The sequence below is a fragment of the Vibrio sp. Y42_MX_L11 genome (assembly GCF_024181785.1).
GTDB lineage: Bacteria > Pseudomonadota > Gammaproteobacteria > Enterobacterales > Vibrionaceae > Vibrio > Vibrio diabolicus.
In genome coordinates this window covers 134,200-160,878 of record NZ_JAMZAP010000012.1, presented here as the reverse complement: position 1 = coordinate 160,878, position 26,679 = coordinate 134,200, and the positions used below count along the sequence as shown (strand labels likewise).

Sequence of the window (26,679 nt, the reverse complement as noted above, 5' to 3'; positions counted from 1 at the left end):
AATAACAGTAATAGATCAAAACTGGGGATCGCGGTCAAGAGGTCTGTCGCACTAACATTTGTAAACGATCACTGGATCACATTGTTTTAATTCTGAAATTGGCTGCGGAATGACGGTTATACTAAAAGTGATTGCGTTCTTTTTTTATCAAGATATTTTGACTATCGTTTGTTGGTTATTTTTAATGATTATTGTGACATTAATGTTTGTGGTTATTTTAATGGCGTTGTTATTCTAAATTAATTGATAGTAAAAGTGTCGGATTTATTAGTTTTAATGACTTTATTTACACAGTTTTATATGGTTATTTTCACTTTTTAAAGTTAGAACAATTTATTATTATCTTAATCCAACTTTTTGGTTTTTTATCCAATAAATTGTACTCAAGATATTAGTGAATAATGCCTTGATTTATTTAAGTCATTGTTTTTGTTGTGCTTTCAAAGTTGGCACGGACTTTGATTATACCAAGTAGTCGCGGTGATAAGCGATTTGGTGATTTAAACAAAACAGATTTTAGAAAAGGAAATAGCGATGCCAACTCCAGCATATATGTCTATCCAAGGTGAGACTCAAGGCCATATTACTAAAGATACTTACTCTGCAGATTCAGTAGGTAACACATGGCAAGAAGCTCACGTTGATGAGTTCCTAGTACAAGAACTTGATCACGTGCTAACTGTTCCACGTGATCCACAAAGTGGTCAGCCAACTGGTCAACGTGTACACCGTCCACTTGTTGTAACTAAAGTTCAAGATCGCTCATCTCCACTACTATTCAACGCACTAGTATCTGGCGAAAAACTTCCTGAGTGTGTGATCCGCTTCTACCGTACTTCAGTTCAAGGTAAACAAGAGCACTACTACTCAATCAAATTGATTGATGCGCTACTTGTCGATATCCAAACTCGTATGAACCACTGTCAAGACGCAGCAACAGCTGACCGCGTGACAGAAGAAGTGCTTAAGTTCACTTACCGTGCGATCGAAGTAACTCACGAAAACTGTGGTACTGCAGGTAACGACGACTGGCGTGCTCCACGCGAAGCTTAATTGCTCGTCGCGTAAAGATTCAGGGCCAACGATTGTTGGCCCTAATTCGATTATTTGTATCAGGTAAAAGATATGGTGAATGACGTAGAATTTAAATTTGAAGTGCCTGGGTGTGGGCATGAATTTCGGGTTGAGAGCTTTCATGTTCATGAAGAGTTATCTAAGCCTTTCCACATCAATCTCTCATTACTTTCACTTGATCCAGATATCTCGTTCGATGAGTTAATACGTAAAGCAGGAACATTGACACTTTACGGACAAGGTGTTGGGGCTGCGCGTGTGTTCAACGGCGTGGTGAATGAAGTTCGTTACTTAGGGACTGGACGTCGTTTTTCTCGTTATCAATTAGTCTTGGTTCCTCAAGCTTGGTTCTTATCTCAGCGCCAAGATTGTCGTATTTTCCAGCAAAAGTCAGCGCAAGACATCATCACAGAAGTACTCGATGATGGAGCAGTCACCGATTACCGATTTGAAGTGTCGGGTACTTACCCTCCAAAAGAATACGTTCTGCAATATCGTGAGTCTGACTTGCACTTCGTGCAGCGCATGATGGCTGAACACGGTATGTGGTATTACTTTGACCATAGCGATTCAAATCATACGATGGTCATTGTCGACAGTAATGACGCGATTGCACCTTTGATAAGCTCGCCACTAAATGCTTCATACATTGGGCCGATTGTTTATCATGCCGATGGTGGGGGTGTTGCCGATCGCGAGCATATCTCTGATCTCGAGTTAGTTAACCGCGTTAGAACGGGACAGGTTACGTACACAGATTACAACTACGAACACCCTAAAATTCCACAAGAGATGACACAGGCTGGTGAGCTAGACCAAGATCTCAAGCAGTTTGATTATCCTGGACGATACGTTGACCCACTGATGGGTCAGGTGAGAACCACGGAATGGATGTCGGAACACATTGTCGATAATCAACAAGTGGAAGCAACGAGTGACGTAATGCGCTTAGCATCTGGTTACAGCTTTAACGTCAGTGACCATCCGCGCTCCGAGATCAACCGCGATTACCTTATGCTGTCAGTAATGCACACTGGGCAAGATCCGCAAGTGCATGAAGATGAAGCGAGTGGTATGCCAACCACTTACTACAACCAGTTCTCATGTACTCCACGTGATGTGATATTTAAAGCGCCTAAACTAGCGGCACCAGTAGTGGATGGCCCGCAAACGGCGGTTGTTGTAGGACCAGAAGGTGAAGAGATTTACACCGACAAACTTGGTCGAGTGAAAGTACAGTTCCATTGGGATCGCTATGGCGATAACGATGAACACTCAAGTTGCTGGATCCGCGTAAGCCAATCCATGGCGGCGCCAACATGGGGCGCAGTTTATTTGCCGCGTATTGGCCATGAAGTCGTAGTGACCTTCCTTGAGGGGGATCCAGATCGTCCGTTAGTTACGGGCGCAGTTTACAACGGTTTGCATTTCCCACCGTACTCTTTGCCGGAAAACAAAACTCGTACCACGTTCCGCACGCAAACGCACAAAGGAACAGGTTACAACGAGTTGAGTTTTGAAGACGAAGCGAACCAAGAAGAAGTCTATATTCACGCTCAAAAAGACATGTCGACCAAGGTGCTCAACAACCGTTACCGTGATATCGGTCAAGATGAATTCTTGAAGGTTGCACGTCACCAAACGAATGAAGTTCATGGTGACCATAAAGAAACCATTCATGGGCATAAAACGACACAAGTAAACAGTACGTTTACCGAGACAGTCGAGCAAGACGTTACCGTCACATACAACGCGAACGAAGCCCAGTATGTGAAAAACAATTCTGACTTAGAAATTGGTGATAACCGTACGACTAAGATCGGTAAAAATGATGACTTAGATATTGGTGAAAATAGTAACCTTACTATCGGTGCATCTAAGAGTTCAGACATTGGTGCGGATGATAACCAGACGGTTGGTGGCAACTTAACGGTATCAGTGAAAGGTAACACCGCTTATAAAGCCGATGGTGCGACGCAAATTATCAGTGGCGACAAGATCGTATTGAAAACGGGTGGTTCCTCTTTAGTGATGAACAGTGATGGTTCAATAAAGTTATCAGGCTCGGCTATTACGATCGAAGGCAGTGACAAAGTCGTCGTGAAAGGTGGCAACGTAGTGGTTAACTAACAATGGAAAAACAACCTCTTACAACAGAAGTAATATCAGAGCAGCAAGCCGAATCAACGGCTTGCTTTTCGCGTTTTGGAATAATAGTGGCTATCAATGAGTCTACGGGCAGTGTGCGAGTTGATTTTGATGGTAACCCATTTAAGCAGCCACTCACTGCGAGACTAGGACGTGGCTTTCGTCGTTCTGAACTGCAAATGGCTATCGATAATCGATTAAGTTGTCGAATTGAGTTTTTGAACGGCGACTTAAGCTTGCCTCTTGTGACGGACATTTTTTTCTCCATTCTGGATGACTCTGATGAGTTTGTACTGCGAGCGAAGAAGATGGTTATCGAGACAGAACAAGAATTGGTAGTCAAAAGTGGTGAGACAGAAACTCGCTATAGCGGGCGCGATGGACGAATTACCACTAAAGCGAAGTACGTCACTTCTCAAGCAGAAAAAGCACAAAAAATTCAAGGCGGAACGATCGCAATTAACTAGTTACATCGCGTTAGCTAATGGTTTTGTGTTAACAAGTCACGCCGAGTGAGCTAATTACTTCGAGTTAACTAATTGCAATCGCGTTATGGCACGCTAATAACGGACAACTAGATGCGACAAAGAATCGGTGCCGAGCACCTAAAGGCACCCATAACCAATCAAGAAGTCGAAGGCGCGTTAGCAAAAGCTGAGCGCGCTGTGAATGACCTTTCCCAGTTGCCAGTAACATGGCTGGATTTCTGTAATGAAAAGCTGTCCATTGCTTCTGAAAGTATCGGGTTTTTAATCAGGCAGCGAGTTCAAATTCACAAAAGGGGTTATCCAAGTCGTGAGTTGGCGTATCTCAAACTTATTGAACGCCAAATTGAAGAACTGAAGCAGGTGTACTTGTCGTTTTATCGGCTAGCGCCGGGCTTACTCCATCAATTAAGAAGCAAAGAGCCAGAAATCTATATCTGGCTCATGTTACAAGGAGAGCTAGGTTCAGATCTTGATAACCTTTTGTGTGGACTGAGTTTGCTCGAAGATATTGACGCTAAAACTGCAATGGTCGTTGCCGTGCAATCTCCGGTTGAATCTATGGATAGCACGCTTTCGGAGCTTATTGAGGGTAATGCGACATCCGGTGCGTTTTACTTTGAATGCTTACGTGTACGTCAAACACTAAGCGTCTCTCTCATCAAGCGTTGGCACAAAGCAAGCATCATTAGCTCTCATGTTGCTTTGCCACTACTCGCTTTACAAGACGTGAAAGAGGGGATTGATTGGCTCAATGACAATGAAGGCAGCGAACAATATCTATTTGAACGCTTGATTACCAAACGTGACAGAGGCACTTGGTTCCGTCAGAGCTTTGGCATCGAACCAAGTGGATTACCATCAGCGCAAGTGCTCACTTATGCCAAGTTGCTTGAGTTAAAAGAGTTTGAGGCGTTTGATATCTCTTCTCCATTAGCACCTGTTGATTTTGCTCTGAGTGGTGATTGGAAGTTGATGCCCCCAATCATCGAGCACTTGGAAAGTCTGGAGGAAGCGGAGGGTGAAATTTGGCTTCAAGCCTTGTATGTCGTCTACGGAAAACTTCTTCCTCTGACTCCGCAAGATGTTGGTGTCGAGTATGAATGGGAAGATATCGTCGATCTTCTCAATGAGTGGGTGGAAGATGAAAAATATATCCAAAATCTACCAAGCCGCTTGGGTTACGCATTGAGCTTCGAGTCTACGTTAGCTGCGATGCAAGATGCTAACGTTGATGTGCTGTTCCGCGATTGGCTATGGCGTCAACTCTGTATTCAATCCAGAGCCTACGTGCCTTGGGATATGGCAATGCCGATTCATCAACAAGACTGGAACTTTAACAATTTAAAGGCCGCACCTTCTGCGAGCGAACGATTCAACTTAAGGAATAGCAATGCAGTTATGGGATATTGAGGCGCACCCTGAGCTATCACTTAAAGGTCGTTTTCAACGTGACGAAAATGGCGATGAAGTCTGGGTTGTGGTCGCCAAACGCACATGGCAATTCGATGGTGTGGTTTGGCACGAATTAGGTGAAAGTGAAATCTTCGATGATCCCCAATATTTGGGCGAAGAAGGCTTCTCTGCGATGAAAGTTGACCACGAGTTCGCGTATACCAAAGAAAACACAGATGTACTTGTTTACGGCAAAGCGCGCAGCTACGCGAAAAAGCCAGTGACATACCAAGAGTGTCGTGTGCTGATTGATGGTCATATCGATAAGACTCTCGCTATTCACGGGGAACGCGTATGGGTTGAGCATGCTGGCAGTATCACGCTGAGCAATCCAGTCCCATTTATTGAAAAAGACATTGATTACACTTGCGCGGTAGGCGGTGATTTACGTAACCGAATAGGCGGTGGGGTTGCCGATTCCAACAAAGAATTGCTTGAACAGAAAGCACCTTCGGTTTTTTATCCTCGTGAGGATTGGAGTTCCGACGTGAAAAAACTACGCGTTGCGGGGTTCGGGCCAGTGCCTCCGTTCTTTGAGTCGCGCCAGAAGCTGGCTGGCACGTTCGATGACGACTGGATTGAGAACCGCAAGCCAATGTTGCCACTCGATTTTGATAAGCGGTTCTTCCAAAGCGCGCCTATTGATCAACAGTGCAAAGGCTTCCTTCGTGGGGGGCAGCGTTTGATGATGAGTGGTTTTTGTCATGATGACACGCTTTCATTTCGAATTCCTAAAGAAAAATACCGTGCGATCGCGACGTTCAAAGATCAAAGTTATCAAGCTGATATGGCGATGTACACCTTATTCGTTGATGCGGAAAAGAAAACCATATCAATCAGTTACACCGCTGCGTTTCCTTGTCAGGGTAAAGAGCATTTGTTGGTGTCGACATCGATCACTAAGTTGGAAGAGGTAAGCGAGCATGCATAATTCAACAGGTCGCTATGTGTTGGGTATGGAAGTGATGACACCAACTGGTATGAACTTAGATATTGCCAGTGCAGTTTCGTATGCTGATTTAGGAAGATTCGACCAATGTGTAGGGGATGATGGTATCGAGCGGTTTACTTACGCAAAAATCGAATACACCAAAGAAATGGAACAGTTTGAGAAAACGTGTGAGTTAATAACCCACTTGCTTGATTCATTGTTAGCGCAGTTACCACGTTCATTGAGACCAATACCTTTGCTTATAGCGGTGCCTGCGTCTGTTTCACTAGTAAAGGTGCAAGAATGGCTTGGTGAAAGTCACTACGCTGACTTTCTCTCTGTGGTGAATGCAGTTCATGCCAGTGGGCCTAGTTTCGTTCTCCAGGCCATGAAATCATTGGATAAATATGATGCCATGATGTGTATCAGTGTCGATTCCTTGGTGAATTCGATGCAAACACTCATCGACGATGCGATGGTAATGAGTACGAATAATCCATGGGGCGTTATTCCGAGCGAGGGTGGGGCAGGTTTAATTCTTTGTCGCAGAAATACCATAGAGACATTGAAACTTAAGCCTCAAGCGCAGCTTGGCTACATTGATACGGAATTAAACACTTCAGACCGAAGAGGCATGTTTCGACTTGTTCAACGTGCGAGTAAAAAGCTCGATTCATTTGGTGAAGTGTATTCCGATATGACGAACCTTCGCATGCACTCGGAAGATTACGGCTTTGCTCTGGGGGCTAAAGCAGAACGATTCACGAACCCAGAACAACCGCAGCTTATCAATGAGTTGTGGGGCACGATGGGCAGTTGCTCTTCTCTAGCTTTAATCGCCTTTGCGGTCAGAGATCACCATTTTAGGCAACCAACCACGTTGTTAATGTTTGACTTTCATGGTGACAAGGGGATTCTCCAGTTGCTGCAATGTTAGTAGGCACTCATCGATCAAATGGCAATGAAAATACACTCATATTATTAGGTTTACGTTTGTATCATGAAAAAGCGTATAACTGATGCAGTGAAAGCGTAAGTAAAAAACTCTAATAAGTTAGTAATAATAACTAAAATAATAGGCTTACTGTTTGTTTTAAATACTAGCCTTGATACAAGTATGTTCAAGAAAATATTATTCAACTCTAATAATATTTATTCTATGAAAGAGTACTAAGTGTCTAATAATCAGAGTACAGCCAAAGGATATATCGATCAGTTGGTTGTGAAAGCTATTGAGAAAAAGAAACTGAATGAGCAAAGGCTAGCAGAAAAAAATAAGCCAAAGCTTGAGTACGTGCTTTTTTCACAATTTGATGTATTAGACAAGCTTCCTTCTAAAAATGGTAAGACAACGGTTTACCATCTTGCAAAAAAAGGGCAGCCAGAAAAGCAGATCTGTTGCAAAGTTATCAATGATGACTCGCCAGAATTTGCGAGTAAAATGTTGGTTAACGAAGCGAGTCGATTAGAGCTTTCCCAACATCCTAGCGTGGCTAACTTCATAAAAATCGGCAACGAATTCGAACGCCCATATTTGATGTACGAGTGGATCCAAGGTGAATCACTGGCAGAAAAGATGGAGCGTCACTCTTCTAAAGGTTTCCGCCACGACCATATCGCTTGGTTGGTATATCAACTCGCTGGTGCCTTAGAGTTTATGCACACAAGAGGCATCTGCCATCTTGATATTAAGCCATCCAACGTGCTAGTGAGTGAAGGCGATTACGTTAAACTCATCGATTTCGGTGCTGCTCGTTATATTGGAGAAACGGAACCTTACGCAGAAGCAAGCTTGAACTACGCTTCACCTCTTTATATCGAAACTGGCATCGCGGAACCGCAAGATGATGTTTACTCCCTTGCTTTGCTCGCTGGACATTTATTTTTGGGTTCAATATTTGGTGATACTTGGAATAAACAATTAAAAGACCGAAAGCGTCCTGCATTGATCCCGGCTCATATTTGGAAGTTGCTCAAACAAGTCATCAATAAACCAAGAGGGCATGGCTATACCGCTATTTCTTTCGCCCAGCAGTTAGCACGAATCGATACTCAATCGATTAACTCAAATTCTAACGCACCAATTTTCAGTAGCTTGCGTAATGCGGATCTTCTGCTTACACACTGTAAGTCGAATGATAAAACAGCGTACGGACGCTTTAAAATATTAGAGGCGAGCTTAGTGTTGAGTGTGCTGGCAATGACAGGAAGTTATTTGTATCAGCAAGATTCGGATGCATTGGATGCTATTTTTGCCCAAGAAACGACACCTTTAAGTCACACAATCACGCCCGCAGATACTGCTTCTTTTTTGGCTGAGCCGCCATGGAAAATCAAAGAAGTATTAGCAAAAACTGAGCAGAGCGTTGATACGACTGAAGCCTACCGAGAAGCGTATCGAGTTCAGCAATTAAGCCTTTCGGGTTTATATAATGAAAAACAGACTCAGTTGAAGTCTTACCAAGCTTTAGCTGATGGACTACCACAGACACTAGTGGATTTACGCAAGGAGCTTGTCACGTTGCGAGAGGAACTCGTTCGTGATGGTGCATTGTTTCCCTATGCGGACGAAACACTGACTAAAGTGATGTCGGGTTTGAATGTCGCCTCTGTTGATTCCATGAAAGTATCTGCCATTGCTGGCAGTCGTGATAAGCAGGTTGCTCACTTAATTTTAGATGGTGAAGCTAAGCTCGCAGAAGAAGAAATGAAAGAGGCGTGGTTATTAAACCAGTCACAGGCATATTTCTATAGCCAAATTTTACCAAAGAGAGTGATGGAAAATATTAATGACTCCATTGATAAACATGCAGAAGCTCACTTTTATACCAAAGCGATTGAAGAAGCTGAATTAGCCAAAGACTACTTTGGTAATACGCCAGAACTAGAAAAAAAAATAACAGACTTAATCATCGCAAGAAGCGAATTTATTTTGTTTAGTACGGTGATGGAGCAATCCATTTTCGACAAACAGAAATTGCATGAGTCCCTTGCTGATTTAGAACGAAATGCGCCAAGAAAATTTACAGAAATCACAAAAATTCTAGATAGCATGGCGTCGGATGCGATTAATCAGAGTCATCAGTTTTCTAAGCCTGCAAATGGTGCCATTGCCGTAGCTCGTGCATTGAGAGACTACTTGACTGAAGGAGATGCGAATTTTGTCCAACATTGATACTGATCACCTTCTTAAACCGATTTCTGATGAATCTCCTGCGGGTAACGATGCTCGTTACGAGTTTTGCTATGAAATGATGGAAGCCGAGGTAAAAAAGTTCGGCTCTCTATTTGGCGAAACGGTCGACTGGAATGTAGTAAAAACCAATGCAATGGAAGTGCTCGAGCATCATAGTAAAGATTTAAAAGCACTTTGCTATTTAGTACGAGCGCTTGCCGAGGAATCTGGGCTCAAAGGTTTTGAGCAAGGTCTGAAACTGCTTAATGAGGCGTTAGCTTGCTTCGGTAGTGATCTTTACCCGTCACGGAAACGCGGTAGAGACGGTGCGGTGGAGTGGTTGAACCATCAATTTAAATTGATGAGCACTAAGCTTGCGGACAGTGCGCAATCTTGGGAATTAGTTTCAGGCTGTATTTCGGCGATTGAAGAAGTGCAGCGTCAGTACGACGATGTTTACCAAGATTCCGAAGCTGACTTCTTTGAGATTCGCACGCAGCTCAATGTGTTATCTCAACAAGCGGCGGCCGATGACCAGAGCGATGACGCAATAGCTACCATCGAACAAGCGGCACCAGCTACGCAGCCTGCCGCGGTAGAAATGCCAGCACAGAACGACGTTCAAACCGCTTCAGCGAAGATGGTTCCGCCGGCCCCTAAACCTGCGCCAGTTAAGAAAGCCGTAGCAAAAGAAGTCGATGTCGATACAGATTTCTCGTCGCCTACGGCTTCAAAACGCACGTTAAAAAAAGTCGCGGAAGTCATGCTTCATGCAAACCCAAGTGATCCGCTGGCTTACCGAATTTATCGTCATCTGACTTGGGATGACATTGATGGTCTACCTGACCACCAAAACAATCAAACGCCATTGAGCTTGGCGGTATCGTCCGATCAACAAGCGGAATACCGCGACAAAGCCAATCAGGAAAGTGACATCGACACGATTAAACGTTTGGAGCGCACGCTAACTGATGCGCCATTTTGGCTCACAGGCCACCATTTCGTGTATTTGATGCTTACTAACTTAGGTTTTGATGACGCAGCACTTGCCGTGAAACAAGAAGTAAAGCGGTTTGTTGAGTCACTGGAGGGCATCGAACACCTCTCTTTTAAGAATTCTATACCATTTGCAGATGAAGCAACATTGAGTTGGTTGTCTACTCAAGATGCTACTTCATCGGCAGCACAAACTGTCGTACAGACGGTTGTGATCGCTGAAGAAGATTCATTGCTGGTGGAGGATATCACTCTAGAAAATCTAGGGGAATATGCCGCAGAACTTGCCCGCAAGCTTGAGCTGGATGGCTCAGGGCGTGGACAGTTCATGCTGTATTTACAATTGATAGCAGCTTACCAGTCTGTTGGATTATACCCGTTGTGTTTGCCGTATCTTGAGAAGGGGTGGGAAGTACAAAATGCGTTTAATCTCGCGAGCTGGGAACCCCACTTATCGTCGCAGTTAGAAGACCTGATTCGAAAGACACTCCATCAGTTATTCAGAAGTAAGGATCTTTTACCTGAGAAGTATGAAGAGTGGAAAGCAATTTATGACTAATTAAAGAGTTAGATAAGGAACGAATTATGTCACGTGACGGCTCGGTGGCTCCTAAAGAGCGAATTAATATCCGTTATGTTCCAGCAACTGGCGATACGCAAGAAGACGTAGAACTGCCGCTAAGCATGATGGTGGTTGGCGACTTTACTGCACGTGCAGATGAGACGCCAATTGAAGAACGCACTCCAATCAATATCGATAAAGACAACTTTAACGAAGTGCTAGAAGGCATGTCTCCAAACGTTAAAGTGAACGTTGAAAACCGTCTTTCTGATGAAGAAGGCGGCCAAATCGGTGTTGATCTAACGTTCCAAAACATGAAGGACTTCTCTCCAGAAGCGATTGCGAAAAGCGTGCCTGAACTAAACAGCCTGCTTGAACTTCGCGAAGCCTTGGTGGCGCTGAAAGGCCCTCTAGGTAATGTTCCTGCATTCCGCAAGAAGATCGCATCGGTTCTTCAAGATGAAGACGCGAGAAAGAAACTGTTGGATGAACTAAGCATTGGTAACGACCAAGAAGCAAAAGAAGAGTAAGGGATATCATGTCTGCAGAAGCACAAGCGCCAGAACAAGAAGCAGCCTTAGTTGAATCAGGCTCACTTCTGGATAGCATTCTTAACGAAACTCGTTTAAAGCCAAGTGATGAAGGTTTTGACGTTGCAAAACGTGGCGTAGAAGCATTCATCAGTGAGTTACTAAGCAGTTCGAACACAGAGAAAGTCGACCAATCTCTGGTTGATCTGATGATCTCTGAAATTGACCAAAAACTGTCTAAGCAAGTCGATGCAATTCTTCACAACGAAGAAGTTCAAGCGATTGAATCAACGTGGCGTGGCCTTAAGTATCTGGTTGACCACACTGACTTCCGTGAGAACATTCAAATTGAATTGATCTCTGCGAAGAAAGATGAAGTTCTTGATGACTTCGAAGACGCGCCAGAAGTGGTGAAGTCTGGTTTGTACAAACAAATCTATACGCGTGAATATGGCCAATTTGGTGGTAAACCTGTTGGCGCAGTCATTTGTGACTACGATATGTCGGCTTCGTCTCCAGACATCAAACTGATGGAGTACATGGCAAACGTGGGTGCAATGTCTCATGCTCCATTTATTACATCGGCGTCTGCGAAGTTCTTTGGTCTAGATAGCTATGAAGAGCTACCGAATCTAAAAGATCTTAAGTCAGTATTTGAAGGCCCACAATACACTAAATGGCGTAGTCTACGTGAACACGAAGATGCACGTTACCTAGGTCTATGTACGTCTCGCTTTATGCTACGTACACCTTACTCTGTAGAAGATAACCCAATTAAGGCGTTTGACTACGATGAGCAAGTAACAGACAGCCATGACAACTACCTATGGGGTAACTCTGCGTACGCGATGGCATCAAAAATTAGTGAGTCTTTCGCTAAGTACCGTTGGTGTCCAAACATCATTGGTCCTCAAAGCGGTGGTACTGTGCATGACTTACCGGTTTACAACTTTGAAGCCATGGGTCAAATCGAAACTAAGATCCCAACTGAGATTCTTGTTTCTGACCGTCGCGAGTACGAGCTAGCAGAAGAAGGCTTCATTGCGCTAACCATGCGTAAAGGTTCTGACAACGCGGCGTTCTTCTCTGCAAACTCTGTTCAAAAACCGAAAGTGTTTGCGAACACGCCAGAAGGCAAACAAGCAGAGATGAACTACAAGCTAGGTACTCAGCTTCCTTACATGTTCATCATCAACCGTCTAGCACACTACATCAAAGTGCTACAGCGTGAGCAAATCGGTTCGTGGAAAGAGCGTTCAGACCTAGAAATTGAACTGAACAAGTGGATTCGTCAATACGTTTCTGACCAGGAAAACCCGCCAGCAGAAGTCCGTGGTCGTCGTCCACTACGTGCTGCTAAGGTTGAAGTATCAGACGTAGAAGGCGACCCAGGTTGGTACAAAGTATCAATGTCTGTACGTCCTCACTTCAAGTACATGGGTGCAAGCTTCGACTTGTCTCTAGTTGGTAAGTTAGACCAATAACCCATTGCTGAAACCATAAAGCAGCCAGTAAAGACTGGCTGCTTTTTTCGTAGGAGTGAAGATGGAAAAAGGTTATCGCCTTTTAGAGCGGATTGAGCTTGGTGAGCCCAAAAACTGTTACGAGAAAGTCGTTTCTCACAAGCATTTGATTGAATCTATTCATTCTCATCTCGCAGACTTGCTGAATACCCATTCTGGGAATGCAATGATCGACAATGAGTATGGTTTACCAGATTTTAATGACGTACTTTCTAACAACACGAACCTAGTTCGCCACATTCAAAAAAACATCACGTCAACCATAGAACGCTTTGAACCGCGACTGTTGAATGTCGAGGTTAATTACCGTGAAGATCACCATAACCCGCTACAACTCGGCTTTGGTATTCGCGGCGAAGTTTCCCATAACGGCGGTAAAGTCCCAATGTCGATAGACGTCTACATGGGAACCGACGGCCAATTTAACGTTTAGTAGGTGCCACTTGAGTAACAGTAAATACTTTCAAGATGAACTCACGTATTTGCGTGAGTCGGGTAGTGAGTTTGCCAAATATCATCCAAAGTTAACTCACTTTCTCTCTGAGGGAACCTTTGACCCAGATGTCGAACGACTGCTCGAAGGTTTTGCCTTTCTGACAGGTCGAATCCGCGAGAAGATTGATGATGAACTGCCTGAGCTGACGCAATCTCTGATGACTTTGCTGTGGCCACATTACATGCGTTCGATTCCGTCTTTGTGCATTAGCGAACTAAAACCGCATACCGGAAGTGTTACTGAGAAAACCGTGGTGAAACGTGGCGCAGAAATGGCGAGTGAACAGGTAGAGGGCACGCAATGTTTGTTCCGTACTTGTTACGACGTCAATCTATACCCAATTACGATCACTAACATCGAACAGACCAACAGCCGCACCAGTTCGATGATTGATGTGACTTTATCGACGGAGCATGGTCTTGAACTGTCTCGGATCGGTTTAGACACGCTGCGATTACACCTGCATGGCGAGATTCATATTACTCGAACTGTCTTTTTATGGCTGTTCCGTTACCTAGATTATGTCGAATTAGATGTTGGTGGTGGTTACAAACATCGCTTAGGGCCAGAATACGTTAAGCCAGTTGGGCATGAAGAGGACGAAGCGCTCTTGCCTTACAGCAAAAATTCATTTGCAGGCTATCGTTTGCTGCAAGAATTCTTCTCTTTGCCAGATAAGTTCATGTTCTTCGACATTAAAGGCTTAGAGTGGTTAAAAGGCATTCCACAACGTAGCACGGTCAAAATCAAATTCCACTTTAAGCGTGCATTACCGTCAGAAGTGGTGCTTAAAGATAAACACTTGAAATTGCACTGTACGCCTGCCGTTAATTTATTTGAAAAAGATGGCGATCCAATTCGTTTAGAGCACCGACGTAACGAGTACAAGGTACGTCCGCAAAGCAACACTCAGGAGCATTACGAAGTCTATTCCATTGAGCAAGTGGAAAGCTGGAGTAAAGACGAGCGTCGTCGAAAGTCTCTGATTGAATTTGAATCATTTGAGCATCAAATTAACCAACGAGATAAGCGCGAGTTCTACAAATCTAAAGTCGCTGAGCGTGTAAGCGGTAGAGGCCTTGAACGCTACATATCATTTCATACTCATAATGGGGACATTGCGGAACTGGGAACAGAAACGGTACTCATGAAACTGCAATGTAGTAACGCAGATTTGGCGGAACGTTTGTCAGTGGGGGACATCACTTACGCGACTCATAAATCACCGACCTATGCGACGTTTAGGAATATTACCAAGCCCACTCAATCGGTCAGTCCGCAAGTGAATGGTGAGCTTCAGTGGCAGTTAATTGCGAATATGTCACTCAACTACTTATCGCTGGCAAATATTGATGTACTTAAAGTGCTTCTCTCTACCTATGATTTCCACTCTCGTGTTGACAGACAAGCGCACCGTGCATCCATTCATCGGCTTGATGGGGTTATCTCTTCGGAAATGAAACCAATCGACCGAGTATTTCGTGGTGTTTCTGTACGTGGCAATCAGTTTAAGTTGGTCACCAATTCCAAATTTTTTGTCAATGAAGGCGACATGTTCTTGATGGCGACGGTGCTTAACGAATTCATCCGTTTGTATTCGAGTGTGAACTCCTTTACCGAACTGGAAGTGTTTGATGAAGCGACAGGCGAGGTTTATAACTGGGCAAGTCTTATCGGACAGCAGACGATACTATGATTAATACACTTTCTGATAAGTCGAATGAGTTTAGTTTCTATCAAGCAGTCTTGCTGCTAGAGAAGCATTATCAACTAGAGCAGAACTCTAACTTTGTCGCCGTCGGTGAGAACAAGTACTTCCACCAAGAACGTATTGAGTTCAGCGTTTCGCCAAACTTATCTTTTCCAAAGAGCGATATGGACTTTATTGCTCATATGGAGAGAAATGGCCAGCAGTATTCTAGAGTCGAAACTAACTTTCTTGGCTTGCATGGGTCAAGCTCACCACTTCCTGCTTCTTATACTGAGAAACTGGCAGGGCGAGATCCTGAAGACAATCCGGTAAAAGATTTCTTTGATTTTTTCCATAATCGGTACACCAGTTTGTTGTATCGGGTTTGGAAGAAATACCGATATCACGTGCAGTACCAAAGCGGGGCAAGTGATGCCTTCTCTGGACGTATTCTGCACTTGGCAGGCCTATCTAGCGTAATGCAAGATAGTAAGGTCGCAGAGTTAGATCGAGCGAAAATACTGTCTTATGTAAACCAACTTTCTACGCGTACGCGTTCGCCGAAGCTGATTTCCGGTATTGTTTCGCATTACTTCTCGTTGCCTAGCGTGCGCATTGAAGAGTGGGTATATCGCCGCGTAGAAATCGCAGAAAGCCAACGGAATAAACTCAACCGTGCTAATTGCATATTAGGGCAAAATTTGCACTTAGGACAAAGCATTGCGGACTTAAACGGCAAATTTAATCTCTGCATCGACAGCATCGATTTTGAAACATTTAAGCAGTTTTCCTACGATGGTGAGTTACACAAAACACTGGTTGGCCTGATGCGTTTCATTTTGCGTGACCCGATGTCGTGGGACTTAAAGTTGACAGTTAACTTAGATAGTATTCCAGAGAATAAGCTAGGTAATGGGGAAGGGAACCACTTAGGACAAACATTCTGGTTAGGTAACCCAAGTGATAAAGATGCCAAAATCCGAGTCATCGGAAGCATATAAGAAAGCCGCTCTACGAGCGGCTTTTTATGTTGTCATCAAAAAGGTCAGAAAAGCTTAACGACTGATCGGCTGGTGAAGTACGACGGTAGTATCAAGCCTTTGAATCCCGTTAAATGACTCAATTTCGTTACAAAGATGATGAATAGACTGCAGATCGGGCGCTTCAATTAGGGCAATAATATCAAAGTTGCCACCAACAACGCTTGTTAAGCGAACCTCAGGGATTTCTTTAAGCGCATTTGTTACATCATTTTTCTTACCCTTTTCACAAGATATCAATAGATAGCTTGCGGCTTTGCGCCCTTCGTTTTCTACACGAATTTGTGCGGTATAGCCTTTGATAATACCGGTCTTTTCTAAACGATTAATCCTTTCTGCTACTGCTGTACGAGACAAACCAATGTTTCGAGATAGATTCGCAATAGACTCACGCCCGTTTGACAATAGACTTGAAAGTATTTTTCGATCTAATTTATCTAAACCTTGTAAAGTCATGTTTGAAATCATGTGTTCTGCCTATTTTGTTTTTATATTGTTATTTAATCGACTCTGGGAGCGTAAAGTTATATAGCTCAGCAAGAGTGAATGGGTTTTTCTGCGTCAATGGAGTGATGCGTAAGCTTAAGTCCCTCCCTGACACTTTTATGTCACTGACAAAGCTGCCGTTATGAGTGTTTGTCAAGGTCGAGTCACCTAGCAATCTGTATATCGCCCATTGACCACTCTTATTTAAAACGTGCTGTCTACCTTCGTCTGTTACATCCTGGAGCGTGATACTAATATTGAAGTCACCATTTTGCGGTGGCCAGGCCATTTCACGAATTCGGCTTGGACCGTGGTAGTAACTCATATTGGTATCTGCAATTTTTAAACTGGCTCTAATTGCACTAGAGTCAAGGTCGAGTACTCTTGCACTAAACGGAATATGAACTCGGTTGGTGCTTTTATTAATTAATGTATCTCGAATGACATTATAGTTGCGTAGTTGCACTAGCAGAGCTGGAGAGATTGGCATCGTCTCACCATCTACCTGCTTTGGCGTCCACAAGTTCGTATCGTAGAACGGTGCAAAGTTTTTCTGAATAAATGTGTCTAACAAGCCACCTGAAGCAAATAGCAATTCGAAATCTTCAATTGAGATTTCCTCGGTCGCTGTTAGGTCAAATGGATATTTCCCTAATCCAATCTCTTTAAACTTGGTATAAATTTCACTGTACCACTGAGTTTGGATGCCTTTTGCGGACTCTGTAATCATTACTGACCAGCTTTGCTGAACCACATCTAGTAACCAGCTGCGAACGGGTTCTGGTGATTTTTGTGCAATCTGTTTAAGCTTGATTAATGGGTCCGCCTCAGTACTGTTCATTCGATGCTGTGCTGCTGCTAGCGCCGCCATTTGTGGATCTGGCGCGTCGGCGATGTCCTTCATGTAGGTGCGAACACGGCTCAACGCTGCAACGGTCTCATCCCAAGGAGTAGGGGAGTTTGGTGTCTCACTCACTTGAAGCTGGTTTAATAGGTGAAAGGCTTGCTCAACACGTTGCATTAGCAAGTAATCAGGCTTTACCACTTCTTCTACAGCATCTGATGCCGAATCTGCTGCTGCCGCGAGTTTCGGGTCAAGTTTTGAAATTAGAGCGCTTTTTTCGCCAACGGGTGAAAATTGTGTGTTGGCATAGACCTGCTTCAATACCGTTGTCATTGGTGAAGAAGGCCCAGAGATTAAGTCTATCGCGTTGGTCAGGTCACCAACGTTGTCATAGTTTTGGACTTTGAGCTCACTCAGCGCATTACGCCAGTTATTGATGTAGTCATCAGTATATTTTTTTCGCACTTCTTCTTTAAAGGCTTCTTGCTCTTCGTTGGTAGGGATGACATGTTGCGATAGACCTAGAACCCAGTTGTCGCTGATTACTCGTTGCGACATTAAGTCCACGCGTGGTCGATAAAAGGTGCTAAAACCAGTGGAGGTATAGATCTTATCGACGATTAAGCGTTCGCTATCGATTGGCGTATTAAATACATTGCTAAACTCAAAACCGACGGCTCGTTGCAGATCTAATGTTCCTAAATCAATAGAGCTTGCTTCGTTTAAAATGCCTGAATACACGAGGTCGACATTCGAATTTGCAAGTAATGAACGACGTGTTGCACGAACAAGATCCATATTGATATCGATTGGAGCAAATTGTGTGCGAAAGTAGGCGTCTAAGTAGCGCATGGCCTGATCAACGACGTCACTTTGGTTACTCAAATCACTCATCATTTGGAGTGTTTGATGACGTAAAAAACGGATATCACGCTTAGATGGATCGTTAAGCATTAAATACCCCTTCAATAGAGGTAAAGCGCGCGTGAAAGCGTTTTGATTTTGTGCCAATTGTAGGCGGTAACCTTTCTCAATCAGAGGTATTAGCTGCTGAGCGACTTCCTTAAGTAACGCTTCGTAGGCAATGCGAGTGCTTTGATCCAAACGGCTAATATTGAGTGGTAATATTTCCTCATCTAAAGCCTTAGAACCTTTAAGCCATGCCCCATAAGACGGTTCTATCGCTTTGGTTGCATTCCCTAAAAGCTCACTAAATCTTGCATCGTGCTCTGCTTGTGATTTGTCATCAATACTTAGTAGTTGATTCATCACATGTAAGTTACTGTCTAACGTAGTTGCAAAAAAGTAACTACCGCCAGCAAGCAGAATAATGGAGCCGAGTATGGCTAAACGGCTTTGTCTCTGAATTAGACGAAGATACGTCTTGTTTTCTCCCGCAAAATCGCTTTCAGGCAATATTTGCGAATCAATCAGAAAGCGAGAAAAATACGGTGTTTCCGTCAACTGGGTATGCTCAGAGGCGATAATTGGTAAGTTGAAGTAGTTACTACAACTTTTTGCTAGTAAATTGTATTTACGACCGCCTTGTAAACTTGAGCTAAAGAAAATTTCACGGATATCTAGCGAATAAACACCGTTGTTAACATCACACAGACGCTCAAGAACATAGCTGACTTCAGACTGACATAGCTCAAACTGCTTAGGGAAAGCGAGAATTGCCTGTTTCTCGTCGATATCTGTTGAGTTAGCTGATGCATCTAGCGCGTTACTTTCAAGCACTTTAACTAGATTTCGGTAGCTATCACGGTAGTATTCTGAAAAAACACCTTTGGCCTCTTTCAGCGGGATAGAAAGGAACTCTACACGTGTCTTAAGAGAGCTAAAATGCATGTATTCTTTAAATCCATCTAACTTGTCTAGCTTCGACATAATTAGATAAATGGGTAATGCTGACGACGTTTTAGAGTTGATAGTGCTCAAGCGCTCCAATAACGACGAAATAGTGTACTCTTTTTGTTCTGGCTCAGAGACGATCATGAACTCGAAGTCTATGAAGAATAAACAGCCAGAAAAGGGTTTTCTAGGTCGGTGGCGAATTACTTCTTCGATGAATGTATTCCATAAAGAAGCATCACTGCTTGATATTTCTTGAAACACTAAGCGTTGGTCAGGTTTGATGTATACAGCGCTGTCAGATTCGTACCATTCAAAAAAATCATTCTTAGCGGTTCTCGTGCGATCCATTGGTTTAATTGCACTAGAATTAAATAAAAATTGACGTCGCCCTGACCCTTTATTACCAAGCATCAGATAAATTGGTTTCTTACCTGAGTTAGCAAGAAGAGGTTGGATAACCATAGAAAGAGCTTCTTCCTCAGTTTCCAAATTTTGAGCTTTAGCGCTGTTCTTTTTTTTCAACCATAGTGTGAATTGAAAAGTGATGTAGAAAATGGCGATAACACCAAGGCTCAGCCAAAGATACAGTTTATCTGCATCTTTTAGAAAAAGAAGATAAATAGCGGTAATGGTTATCGCCACTAAAAGCGTTAATATAGTAGAAATCACAACTGGATTTCTAAACAGTTTTTGTTTGAACATAAGCCTAAAACTTCTTTAATTGTATTGTTATTTATTGTCAGTTTTTTCAGCTTGTAGCTGACTCAATTTATATAGGTAGATGTTCAGTAAAAGGGTTGCGCGGTCAATTTCCTTTTGCTGTGAATACTTTTCAGCGTATTCAATACGACCTAGAAGCGGGAATAGTGAGTTACTATATTCGTACGCCGTTTTAGAGTTCTTATCTACATTCTGTCTAGCTACGTTGGCAAACACCGTTCTTGCGTCTGAGAATCGCTTATACACATCCATAAACTGGTCTTCTAAATGGGCGCTCTGTGTCAAAAAGTTTTGACGTAGCTGCTGGGCAGAAGATGAATCTGGATAGATTGCGATTAATTCATTGGTCAAGCTATCGAGCTCGCTGACGTTACTTACTTTGGCCGAGTCTAAAAACCAGTTATTCATCATAATATCTACGCGATTAATAGTTGGTGTTTTCAGTGACTGGGCATATTTTTTATTTTCGTAATCTAACGAGGCGACCAACTTTACAAGTTCATTAAGTGAAGCTTGACTAATTTTTTGCTCCAGCGTTCGATAGCGTTGTTGTTCGTACACAAAATGTGAACATATCGCCGTAACAATCAAGCCAATGATGAAGTAGATCATAAATCGGCCGGACTTTGTTGGGGTCGTTTTTTCACTGTTATTGAGGGGGGATGGCGAGTCCGGGGCAGGAGAGGGAGATACATTCACTTTAATTTCAGGTGTTGCCTGTGCGGAAGCTGAAGCGTTAGTATTTGCTTGTTTTTTCTCGCGTAACTCTATGGCATGTTGTTGTTCTTTTATCTGTTCAGCCCATTGGTTTAAGATACGACGAATGCGACCAAATGAAGGCGCTTGAATACCGTAATGAAGGCGAAGCTCTTCCTCTATTCTTAAACACAACTGGTGCGCAGCTTCAATCAGTGGAAGTTCTTCCGGCAACGCACGGTGCTTATTAATACGTTTTTCAGTATGCTCCACCATCCATTCAATTGCGCTCATTCGTGCTTTTGACTTTGAATGTTCAGGGTATGCGGTGTTCCAATAGACGACACACACATCAAGCAATGAATTTAACCCTTCAACAAGGCCTCTTAGACCATCGTTATATGTTGATGCGACCGTGAAGTAGCAGCAACAACGTAAGTCTTTAGCGTGAGTGCTCAAGATTTTTTTTGAGAGTGTTTGAACCGTTTTCCAAGAGACTCTTCCGGTGACTTTATTAAGATTATTTATTTGACGTTTTATTTCGTCAAAGTCTTCAGAGCCATTAGGGTTAGAGCCGCTTGGGTTATTTTCATCGATTGGTCTTCGAGCGAAGTCGCTAAAAAACATAAGGCAAATTCCAACTGATCATATAGAAGTATTAAGGTATATAGGACTCCACTGCTGTTATATTAAATTGTAAGCAGTGCATTACCGAAGTGATTCTATAGATAAAAGAAGTTGTTTAGATAATAAAAACACTTAAAAAATAAATTAAATTATCCTTAGTGTGATCTTTGTTCATAATATTAATGTCAATAGTTCGATTTGTTTTTAAGGAGAGCCTTATATATGACGAAGTCGATCTTTTGAGTTAATAAATGTGACTAAATTGTTAACTTTGTCTGTTTTTTGTTCGCCTGTGTTCTTTAAATTAGCCCTCTTAAATTGGTGGTAGAGCCTTCTTAATTTTTATTTAATTAAATAGGTTTACAGGCTCATTGCTTTAACTCAGTTCGGTCCATTAGTTTTTGTTTGTAGGTAAAATAACCAACCCTATAGTTGAAATGTATTAAGTTATAGGTGTTTTTTTAGGCTTATTGAAAAAGAGAATATAATTGATATCTTTCGCCTCTAAGTAGAATATCGGTTTTCCTAGAGGGACGAAATGCTAAAACCAAGTCAAATCGGGCTGATTTCAGCCATGTGTCTATTTTCTTCTTTTGCAGTCGCAAAGGGAGAGCGTTATGGACTCTCTGCCAGTATGTTGACTATCGATAGCATTAATTACGAAGAAGGTAACAGTGGTGAACAAGACACTCTAAGGTTTGGCTTGGTTCATTCTCGCCCTATTGATGAAAATAATAACCGTTGGCGCTGGTGGTTAGGGCTTAACTACCTAGCAGAAGATATCGAAGCGCCAGCTAGCGGTCTATATCAAGAAGTAACTAACTATGAACTTCGTGTTGTACCGCAATATGCGCTGGCTTCTTGGAGCGTTTTCACACCGTACGTAGGTGCTGGTTTATCTGCAGGTTACTCACAATATTCAAACCGTTGGCAAGTTGACCCAGAAGGTTACCGCTATAAGAGTGTCGAGGACATCGATCAGTTCGAGCTGGGTGCAGTTATCGCCGTTGGTACGGTCATTAAGCTAGGTAGTAACCCAGATGCTCATATACAAATTATTCCTCAAGCCTCTTATATTCTCCCAGTTATCAATGATGGGATAGGTGGGCTTGAACTGTCTGTTTCTATGCTATTTTGAGGTATATAGATGCACTCAAATCAGCTAGTTCTATTTATTTCTAAATGCCCAGAGGAATACACGGGTGCTAAGCACATTGAAATGCCCGAGAATGGTGGTTCAATGGGGCGTTCACCAAGTTGTAGTGTGTCTTTAACCGATCACAACCGCTTTATATCAGGCACTCATTGCCTGATCAGTGTGTATGGAGATACCTACTATATTAGTGACGTATCCACTAATGGCACTATGGTTAACGGAAACAAAATACTCAAAAATCAACCTGTTGCGATAGTCGATGGCGATATTATTTCTTTAGGACAATATGAAATTGGCGTTTCTCTGGAGCATGTTACCTCGACACAAGACATTGCCGCTGATATAGCCCCTGAGCGAGTATCCAATGATCCTTTGGTTAGCCTCGGAGATGCAGTTGTCGAAGAAGAAGAAAAAGTAGGCGCTTTAGAAGATTTGTTTATGGAGACTAAACAGGATGACATTGATTGTCATGATCCTGTTGCGCACCTTAACTTTTCAATGCAGCGAGATGATGATCATTTAATTCGTGACGATGAGCATCCAGAACCTGAACAGCCTAAAACGGTGGAAAGCACACGTCAGGTGGTCGATGACAGTTTCAGCATATACTCCGAGTTCGATCAGCCAAGCCTCATCCCTGAAGATTGGATGGCTACGGAGACCAAGAGTAACGCATCAATAAATGGTTCGTTAGGGATAGAGGTAGAGAACGGTACGCCACATAGAGAAGATATTGTCTCAGAAGAGACGGTTCAACCCCAAACGACGATTCTAGATAGGGCAGTTCAAAGACAACATCGTGCACCTAACTCCACAGAGACGATCGTCGAACATACTGCTAAAGGTTCAAAATGGGAAGAGATGACACAGTCATTTACTCCTTCTTCTCAAACTAATCAGCCACTTCAAATGCCTGCGGTAGAACCTACGATAAACAGTACGACTAAAGAGCAAGCGGGTATCGAAGCAACCGCCTGTTCTCAAGATATAGCACAAGCGTTTTTTGATGGTTTGGGTATAAGAAATCCTGAGCTAATGACGAATGAAGCTCAGTTGTTCAAACAAATGGGCACTTGCTTGCGCTTATGTATTGATAACCTGCAGAAAGAATTACACGAAGTAGAGTCCTTGAAAGAAGAGCAGAGTACGAGTGAGTCTAACTCTAACATTGCAGAGCTGATGCTGACTCTCAATAGCCAACATCTACTGGCTCCAAATGAACTGGTAGAACAAATGCTTGATGAGTTGAATGACCACCAAGTCATGTTTAACAAAGCGCTGAATGAGCTCATTTTAGAACAATCAGAGACGAACGATCCCGTTGCATTTGCTAACAAAGTGGCGAGTCAATCTTTGTTCTCAACGAAGTCAAAACTGTGGGGCGAATATTTAGATTTCTACTCTAACAATCGTCGCCTGCTCAACGAAACATCCTTAAAAGGGCTGATTAAGAAAAACTATAACAAAGTGATTAAGGGAAACCATGCGTAGTATCGCCGTATTACTCGGATTTGCCATGTTGTCCGGTTGTTCCATGTGGGATCAATTTAAAGAGTCCACGGGTATCACACCAGAAACTTCGTCCATTGAATTGGTTATTGAGGCGTCACCTGTACTCAATGTGAGAGATGGGGGGCAGTCATCTCCGGTCATTCTCCGCCTTCACGAATTAAATTCGCCAGTTTTATTCCGGAGCTTAGATTTTTTTGCGCTGTTTGAAAACGATAAAGCGTCGTTGGGTGATGAGTACATCAAACGTTATGAATATCAAATACAGCCAGGTGGAAAAGTTCATGAAATGCTAACGCTAGACCCTGACACTCGTGCCATCGGTTTTTCTGTGGCCTTTCGTGATATTGATGGTTCGTCATGGCGTAAAGTTGAAGTCATTGAAGAGAAGAGCGAGTACTACATCAAGCTCAAGTTAGAAGGCAGTGAGTTAATTTCTGATAATACTCGCGGCATTGAACAGGTTTACTTTTAAGGGATAGAAACATGTCTTTATACAATCCAGTTGTTTGGCAAGATGGAATGTTCATGAAGCCGCAGCATTTTCAACAACTCGATCGTTCGCAAAGTAAACTGTCGAGTATGTTGAGCAGCAACGCATCTCCTTTACATTGGGGGATTAAGCGTTTGGAAATAAATTCACAACTGCTAGCCCTCGGTAAAATTGGTATTACGCGTGCAGAAGGTATCCTACAGGACCGCACGCCATTTGAACTTCCACTGCTCGCTGAACTACCAGAAGTGAAAGATGTGGATCCTTCGATTGCCGATAAAGTGGTTTATTTGTGCTGTCCGTTACCATCGGAACGTTCTGAGTTATTTGGCACTAAAAAAGATGGTGCACGTTATACGATGGAATCTCAAGAAGCGGTTGATGCTTGTTATGATTCGGAAGACATGGCAAATATCGTCGTCGGTAAGCTTAACTTTTGCTTAATGTACGATCATGAAGATAAAAGTGCTTACACGTCTATTCCGATCCTCAAGATCTCGGAAGTGAAGCCAGATGGTAGCGTGATCTTAGATGATAGTTTCATTCCTACCTGTATTGATATTCACGCATCTACGGTACTTAATAAGTTCGCGACTGAGTTTGCTTCTATGCTGAAGCACCGCGCAGAATCCATAGTTCAGCGCCTGGGAGTGGTGGATCAACAAGGCGTATCATCAGTTTCTGACTTTATGCTATTGCAAGCGCTCAATAGATACGAACCCTTGTTTTGGCATTTTGCAAACACAGAAGCTGTACACCCTGAGTCTTTGTATCGAATTCTTCTTCAGGCAGAGGGCGAGCTTTCGACGCTGTGCTCGACGACACGCCGACCTATTGAGTTTACTAAATACAATCATGGTGATCTTACTAGCTGTCTTTCTCGCGTTCTAGACAGTGCGAAAATGACATTGAGCGTGATGTCTGAACAAAGAGCAATTCCACTGACCTTAAAAGATCAGAACTATGGCATCAGAACGGCAGCGATACCTGACAATAAGATCATTGATACGACGACCTTTATCCTCGCAGTTAAAGCCGACGTAACCTTGGATGTCCTGCATACCCAGTTTGTCAGCCAAACGAAGATCGGCTCAATCGATAACATTCGCGACTTGATTAACCTTCAACTGCCTGGGATTGAGATTAAACCAATGCCAGTTGTGCCACGCGCGCTGCCGTATCACGCTGGCTATACCTATTTCGAGCTCGATAAAACGGGCGAAGAGTGGATGGCATTGAAGAACACTGCTGCGATTGCGATTCACGTTGCGGGCGATTTCGCTAACTTATCATTGCAACTTTGGGCCGTTCGTCTATGAGTTACGCAGAAACAGACGTCACCGTAGTCTTATTCCAACCAGAGCCTGGCAAACCAATGGAGGTAATGCCAGCGCCTGACTTATCGAGAAACATCGCAGTACAAGATCTATCTATCGACAACATGGGTATTAACCCGCTGGTGGATCAATTCTCATGGTTGATCGCCAGTCTGTCTTGTATGTCTTCGATCCCTTGGCTTGATGACCCGATGCCATTTCGTGAACAAGTGGCACGTGAGATTCGAAAAGGTGAACGAAAACTTAATGAAATGGAGCTCGATCGTGCTTCGGTTCTTGTTATTCGTTACTGCTTGTGTGCGGCGATTGATGAATCTGTTTGTCGGCAAGAATGGGGGGCAAATAGTCACTGGAGCCAGAACAGCTTACTGTCTGAATTCCATAACGAAACATCTGGTGGTGACAAGTTTTTCGTTATTCTCGACCGCTTAAAAGCCGACCCTCGCAAATACCGTCACGTTATAGAGTTTCTCTATTTATTGCTTCAACTTGGTTTCCAAGGCAAGTACGGCCGTGAAGAGCGTGGTAACGAAAAGTTAGCGGAAATTGGCAGCACCATTTATCGATTAGTGCGAGATGACCGCCTAGCAGAACAAGAAAAAGTTTCTTTAATTAACCTTAAAGCTAAATACCTAAAGAAGCCGTTAAAAAGGGTAATTTCACCCAAGCTGATCTTGAGTCTTAGTGCGATTACGTTTGCGCTTATGTATGCGGCAACCTACATCGTCATAGACTTAAAATTCCAGCAACTGCTTGAAGTGTATAGATAACCAGAAATCTAAAAATGAGATCTTCTGCCAGTTTTAAGGTTTGCTGTGAATATCACTGGTCTTTTAGTGAAATTCACTA

21 protein-coding genes are annotated in these 26,679 nt (G+C 43.1%); 18 read left to right on the top strand and 3 right to left on the bottom strand.

Translation table 11 applies throughout. The features are described from left to right. The first annotated feature begins 534 nt into the window (after positions 1-534). From NL643_RS13995 to tssG, 13 genes are all read left to right on the top strand, one after another. Positions 535-1,053, top strand: coding sequence for an Hcp family type VI secretion system effector (locus NL643_RS13995; protein ID WP_005373415.1), 519 nt, complete (start codon positions 535-537; stop codon positions 1,051-1,053). 72 nt (positions 1,054-1,125) lie between these two features. Further along, a complete protein-coding gene (tssI, locus tag NL643_RS13990; RefSeq protein WP_253644642.1) occupies positions 1,126-3,204 on the top strand; it encodes a type VI secretion system tip protein VgrG in 2,079 nt (692 codons plus the stop codon). A gap of 2 nt (positions 3,205-3,206) precedes the next feature. After that, the gene (locus NL643_RS13985; protein WP_253644641.1) at positions 3,207-3,689 is read left to right on the top strand and encodes a hypothetical protein; all 483 of its coding nucleotides are present in this window, start codon (positions 3,207-3,209) and stop codon (positions 3,687-3,689) included. A gap of 111 nt (positions 3,690-3,800) precedes the next feature. Further along, positions 3,801-5,120 (top strand): hypothetical protein, encoded by a 1,320-nt coding sequence (locus NL643_RS13980; protein WP_253644640.1) that lies wholly within the window; start codon positions 3,801-3,803, stop codon positions 5,118-5,120. Further along, positions 5,101-6,093: a DUF2169 domain-containing protein gene (locus tag NL643_RS13975; RefSeq protein ID WP_253644639.1), complete on the top strand. Its 993-nt coding sequence runs from the start codon at positions 5,101-5,103 to the stop codon at positions 6,091-6,093. The genes NL643_RS13980 and NL643_RS13975 overlap by 20 nt, the downstream gene beginning before the upstream one ends. Next, positions 6,086-7,030 (top strand): hypothetical protein, encoded by a 945-nt coding sequence (locus NL643_RS13970; protein ID WP_253644638.1) that lies wholly within the window; start codon positions 6,086-6,088, stop codon positions 7,028-7,030. Before NL643_RS13975 ends, NL643_RS13970 begins: the two co-directional genes overlap by 8 nt. Before the next feature lie 237 nt (positions 7,031-7,267). Further along, on the top strand, positions 7,268-9,268 hold the full coding sequence (locus NL643_RS13965; protein WP_253644637.1) for a protein kinase: 2,001 nt from the start codon (positions 7,268-7,270) through the stop codon (positions 9,266-9,268). Further along, a complete protein-coding gene (gene tssA / locus NL643_RS13960) occupies positions 9,255-10,823 on the top strand; it encodes a type VI secretion system protein TssA (RefSeq protein ID WP_253644636.1) in 1,569 nt (522 codons plus the stop codon). The genes NL643_RS13965 and tssA overlap by 14 nt, the downstream gene beginning before the upstream one ends. A gap of 26 nt (positions 10,824-10,849) precedes the next feature. Then, a complete protein-coding gene (gene tssB / locus NL643_RS13955; RefSeq protein ID WP_006741091.1) occupies positions 10,850-11,356 on the top strand; it encodes a type VI secretion system contractile sheath small subunit in 507 nt (168 codons plus the stop codon). Between the two features lie 8 nt (positions 11,357-11,364). Next, the gene (gene tssC / locus NL643_RS13950; RefSeq protein WP_005392635.1) at positions 11,365-12,840 is read left to right on the top strand and encodes a type VI secretion system contractile sheath large subunit; all 1,476 of its coding nucleotides are present in this window, start codon (positions 11,365-11,367) and stop codon (positions 12,838-12,840) included. 61 nt (positions 12,841-12,901) lie between these two features. After that, complete coding sequence (tssE, locus tag NL643_RS13945; protein WP_005392634.1) at positions 12,902-13,312, top strand: type VI secretion system baseplate subunit TssE; 411 nt, start codon at positions 12,902-12,904, stop codon at positions 13,310-13,312. A gap of 10 nt (positions 13,313-13,322) precedes the next feature. Then, positions 13,323-15,071 carry a type VI secretion system baseplate subunit TssF gene (gene tssF, locus NL643_RS13940; RefSeq protein ID WP_006741090.1) on the top strand — a complete coding sequence of 583 codons (1,749 nt, stop codon included), beginning with the start codon at positions 13,323-13,325 and terminating at the stop codon, positions 15,069-15,071. Then, positions 15,068-16,066, top strand: a complete 999-nt coding sequence (gene tssG, locus NL643_RS13935) for a type VI secretion system baseplate subunit TssG (protein WP_203342639.1) — start codon at positions 15,068-15,070, stop codon at positions 16,064-16,066. Before tssF ends, tssG begins: the two co-directional genes overlap by 4 nt. Before the next feature lie 54 nt (positions 16,067-16,120). Here the strand turns inward: tssG and NL643_RS13930 are convergent, their stop codons facing one another. The 3 genes from NL643_RS13930 to NL643_RS13920 are packed head-to-tail and all read right to left on the bottom strand — an operon-like array spanning position 16,121 to position 21,335. Then, positions 16,121-16,573, bottom strand: a complete 453-nt coding sequence (locus NL643_RS13930; protein ID WP_005373369.1) for an Lrp/AsnC family transcriptional regulator — start codon at positions 16,571-16,573, stop codon at positions 16,121-16,123. A gap of 28 nt (positions 16,574-16,601) precedes the next feature. Continuing rightward, a complete protein-coding gene (tssM, locus tag NL643_RS13925) occupies positions 16,602-19,994 on the bottom strand; it encodes a type VI secretion system membrane subunit TssM (RefSeq protein ID WP_253644635.1) in 3,393 nt (1,130 codons plus the stop codon). A 27-nt stretch (positions 19,995-20,021) separates the two neighbouring features. Further along, a complete protein-coding gene (locus NL643_RS13920; RefSeq protein ID WP_203347561.1) occupies positions 20,022-21,335 on the bottom strand; it encodes a type VI secretion system ImpA family N-terminal domain-containing protein in 1,314 nt (437 codons plus the stop codon). Positions 21,336-21,873: 538 nt separating this feature from the next. Here NL643_RS13920 and NL643_RS13915 point away from each other — a divergent pair. From NL643_RS13915 to icmH, 5 genes are read left to right on the top strand one after another with little or no spacing between them, the layout of a single operon-like run. Further along, positions 21,874-22,473 (top strand): hypothetical protein, encoded by a 600-nt coding sequence (locus tag NL643_RS13915; RefSeq protein ID WP_005392629.1) that lies wholly within the window; start codon positions 21,874-21,876, stop codon positions 22,471-22,473. A gap of 9 nt (positions 22,474-22,482) precedes the next feature. After that, the gene (locus NL643_RS13910; RefSeq protein ID WP_253644634.1) at positions 22,483-23,982 is read left to right on the top strand and encodes a type VI secretion system-associated FHA domain protein; all 1,500 of its coding nucleotides are present in this window, start codon (positions 22,483-22,485) and stop codon (positions 23,980-23,982) included. Next, positions 23,975-24,475, top strand: a complete 501-nt coding sequence (gene tssJ / locus NL643_RS13905; RefSeq protein WP_225460992.1) for a type VI secretion system lipoprotein TssJ — start codon at positions 23,975-23,977, stop codon at positions 24,473-24,475. The genes NL643_RS13910 and tssJ overlap by 8 nt, the downstream gene beginning before the upstream one ends. A gap of 11 nt (positions 24,476-24,486) precedes the next feature. Then, complete coding sequence (gene tssK / locus NL643_RS13900) at positions 24,487-25,812, top strand: type VI secretion system baseplate subunit TssK (RefSeq protein WP_047008196.1); 1,326 nt, start codon at positions 24,487-24,489, stop codon at positions 25,810-25,812. Next, positions 25,809-26,600, top strand: coding sequence for a type IVB secretion system protein IcmH/DotU (gene icmH / locus NL643_RS13895; protein ID WP_006741083.1), 792 nt, complete (start codon positions 25,809-25,811; stop codon positions 26,598-26,600). Before tssK ends, icmH begins: the two co-directional genes overlap by 4 nt. The last annotated feature ends 79 nt before the right edge of the window (positions 26,601-26,679 follow it).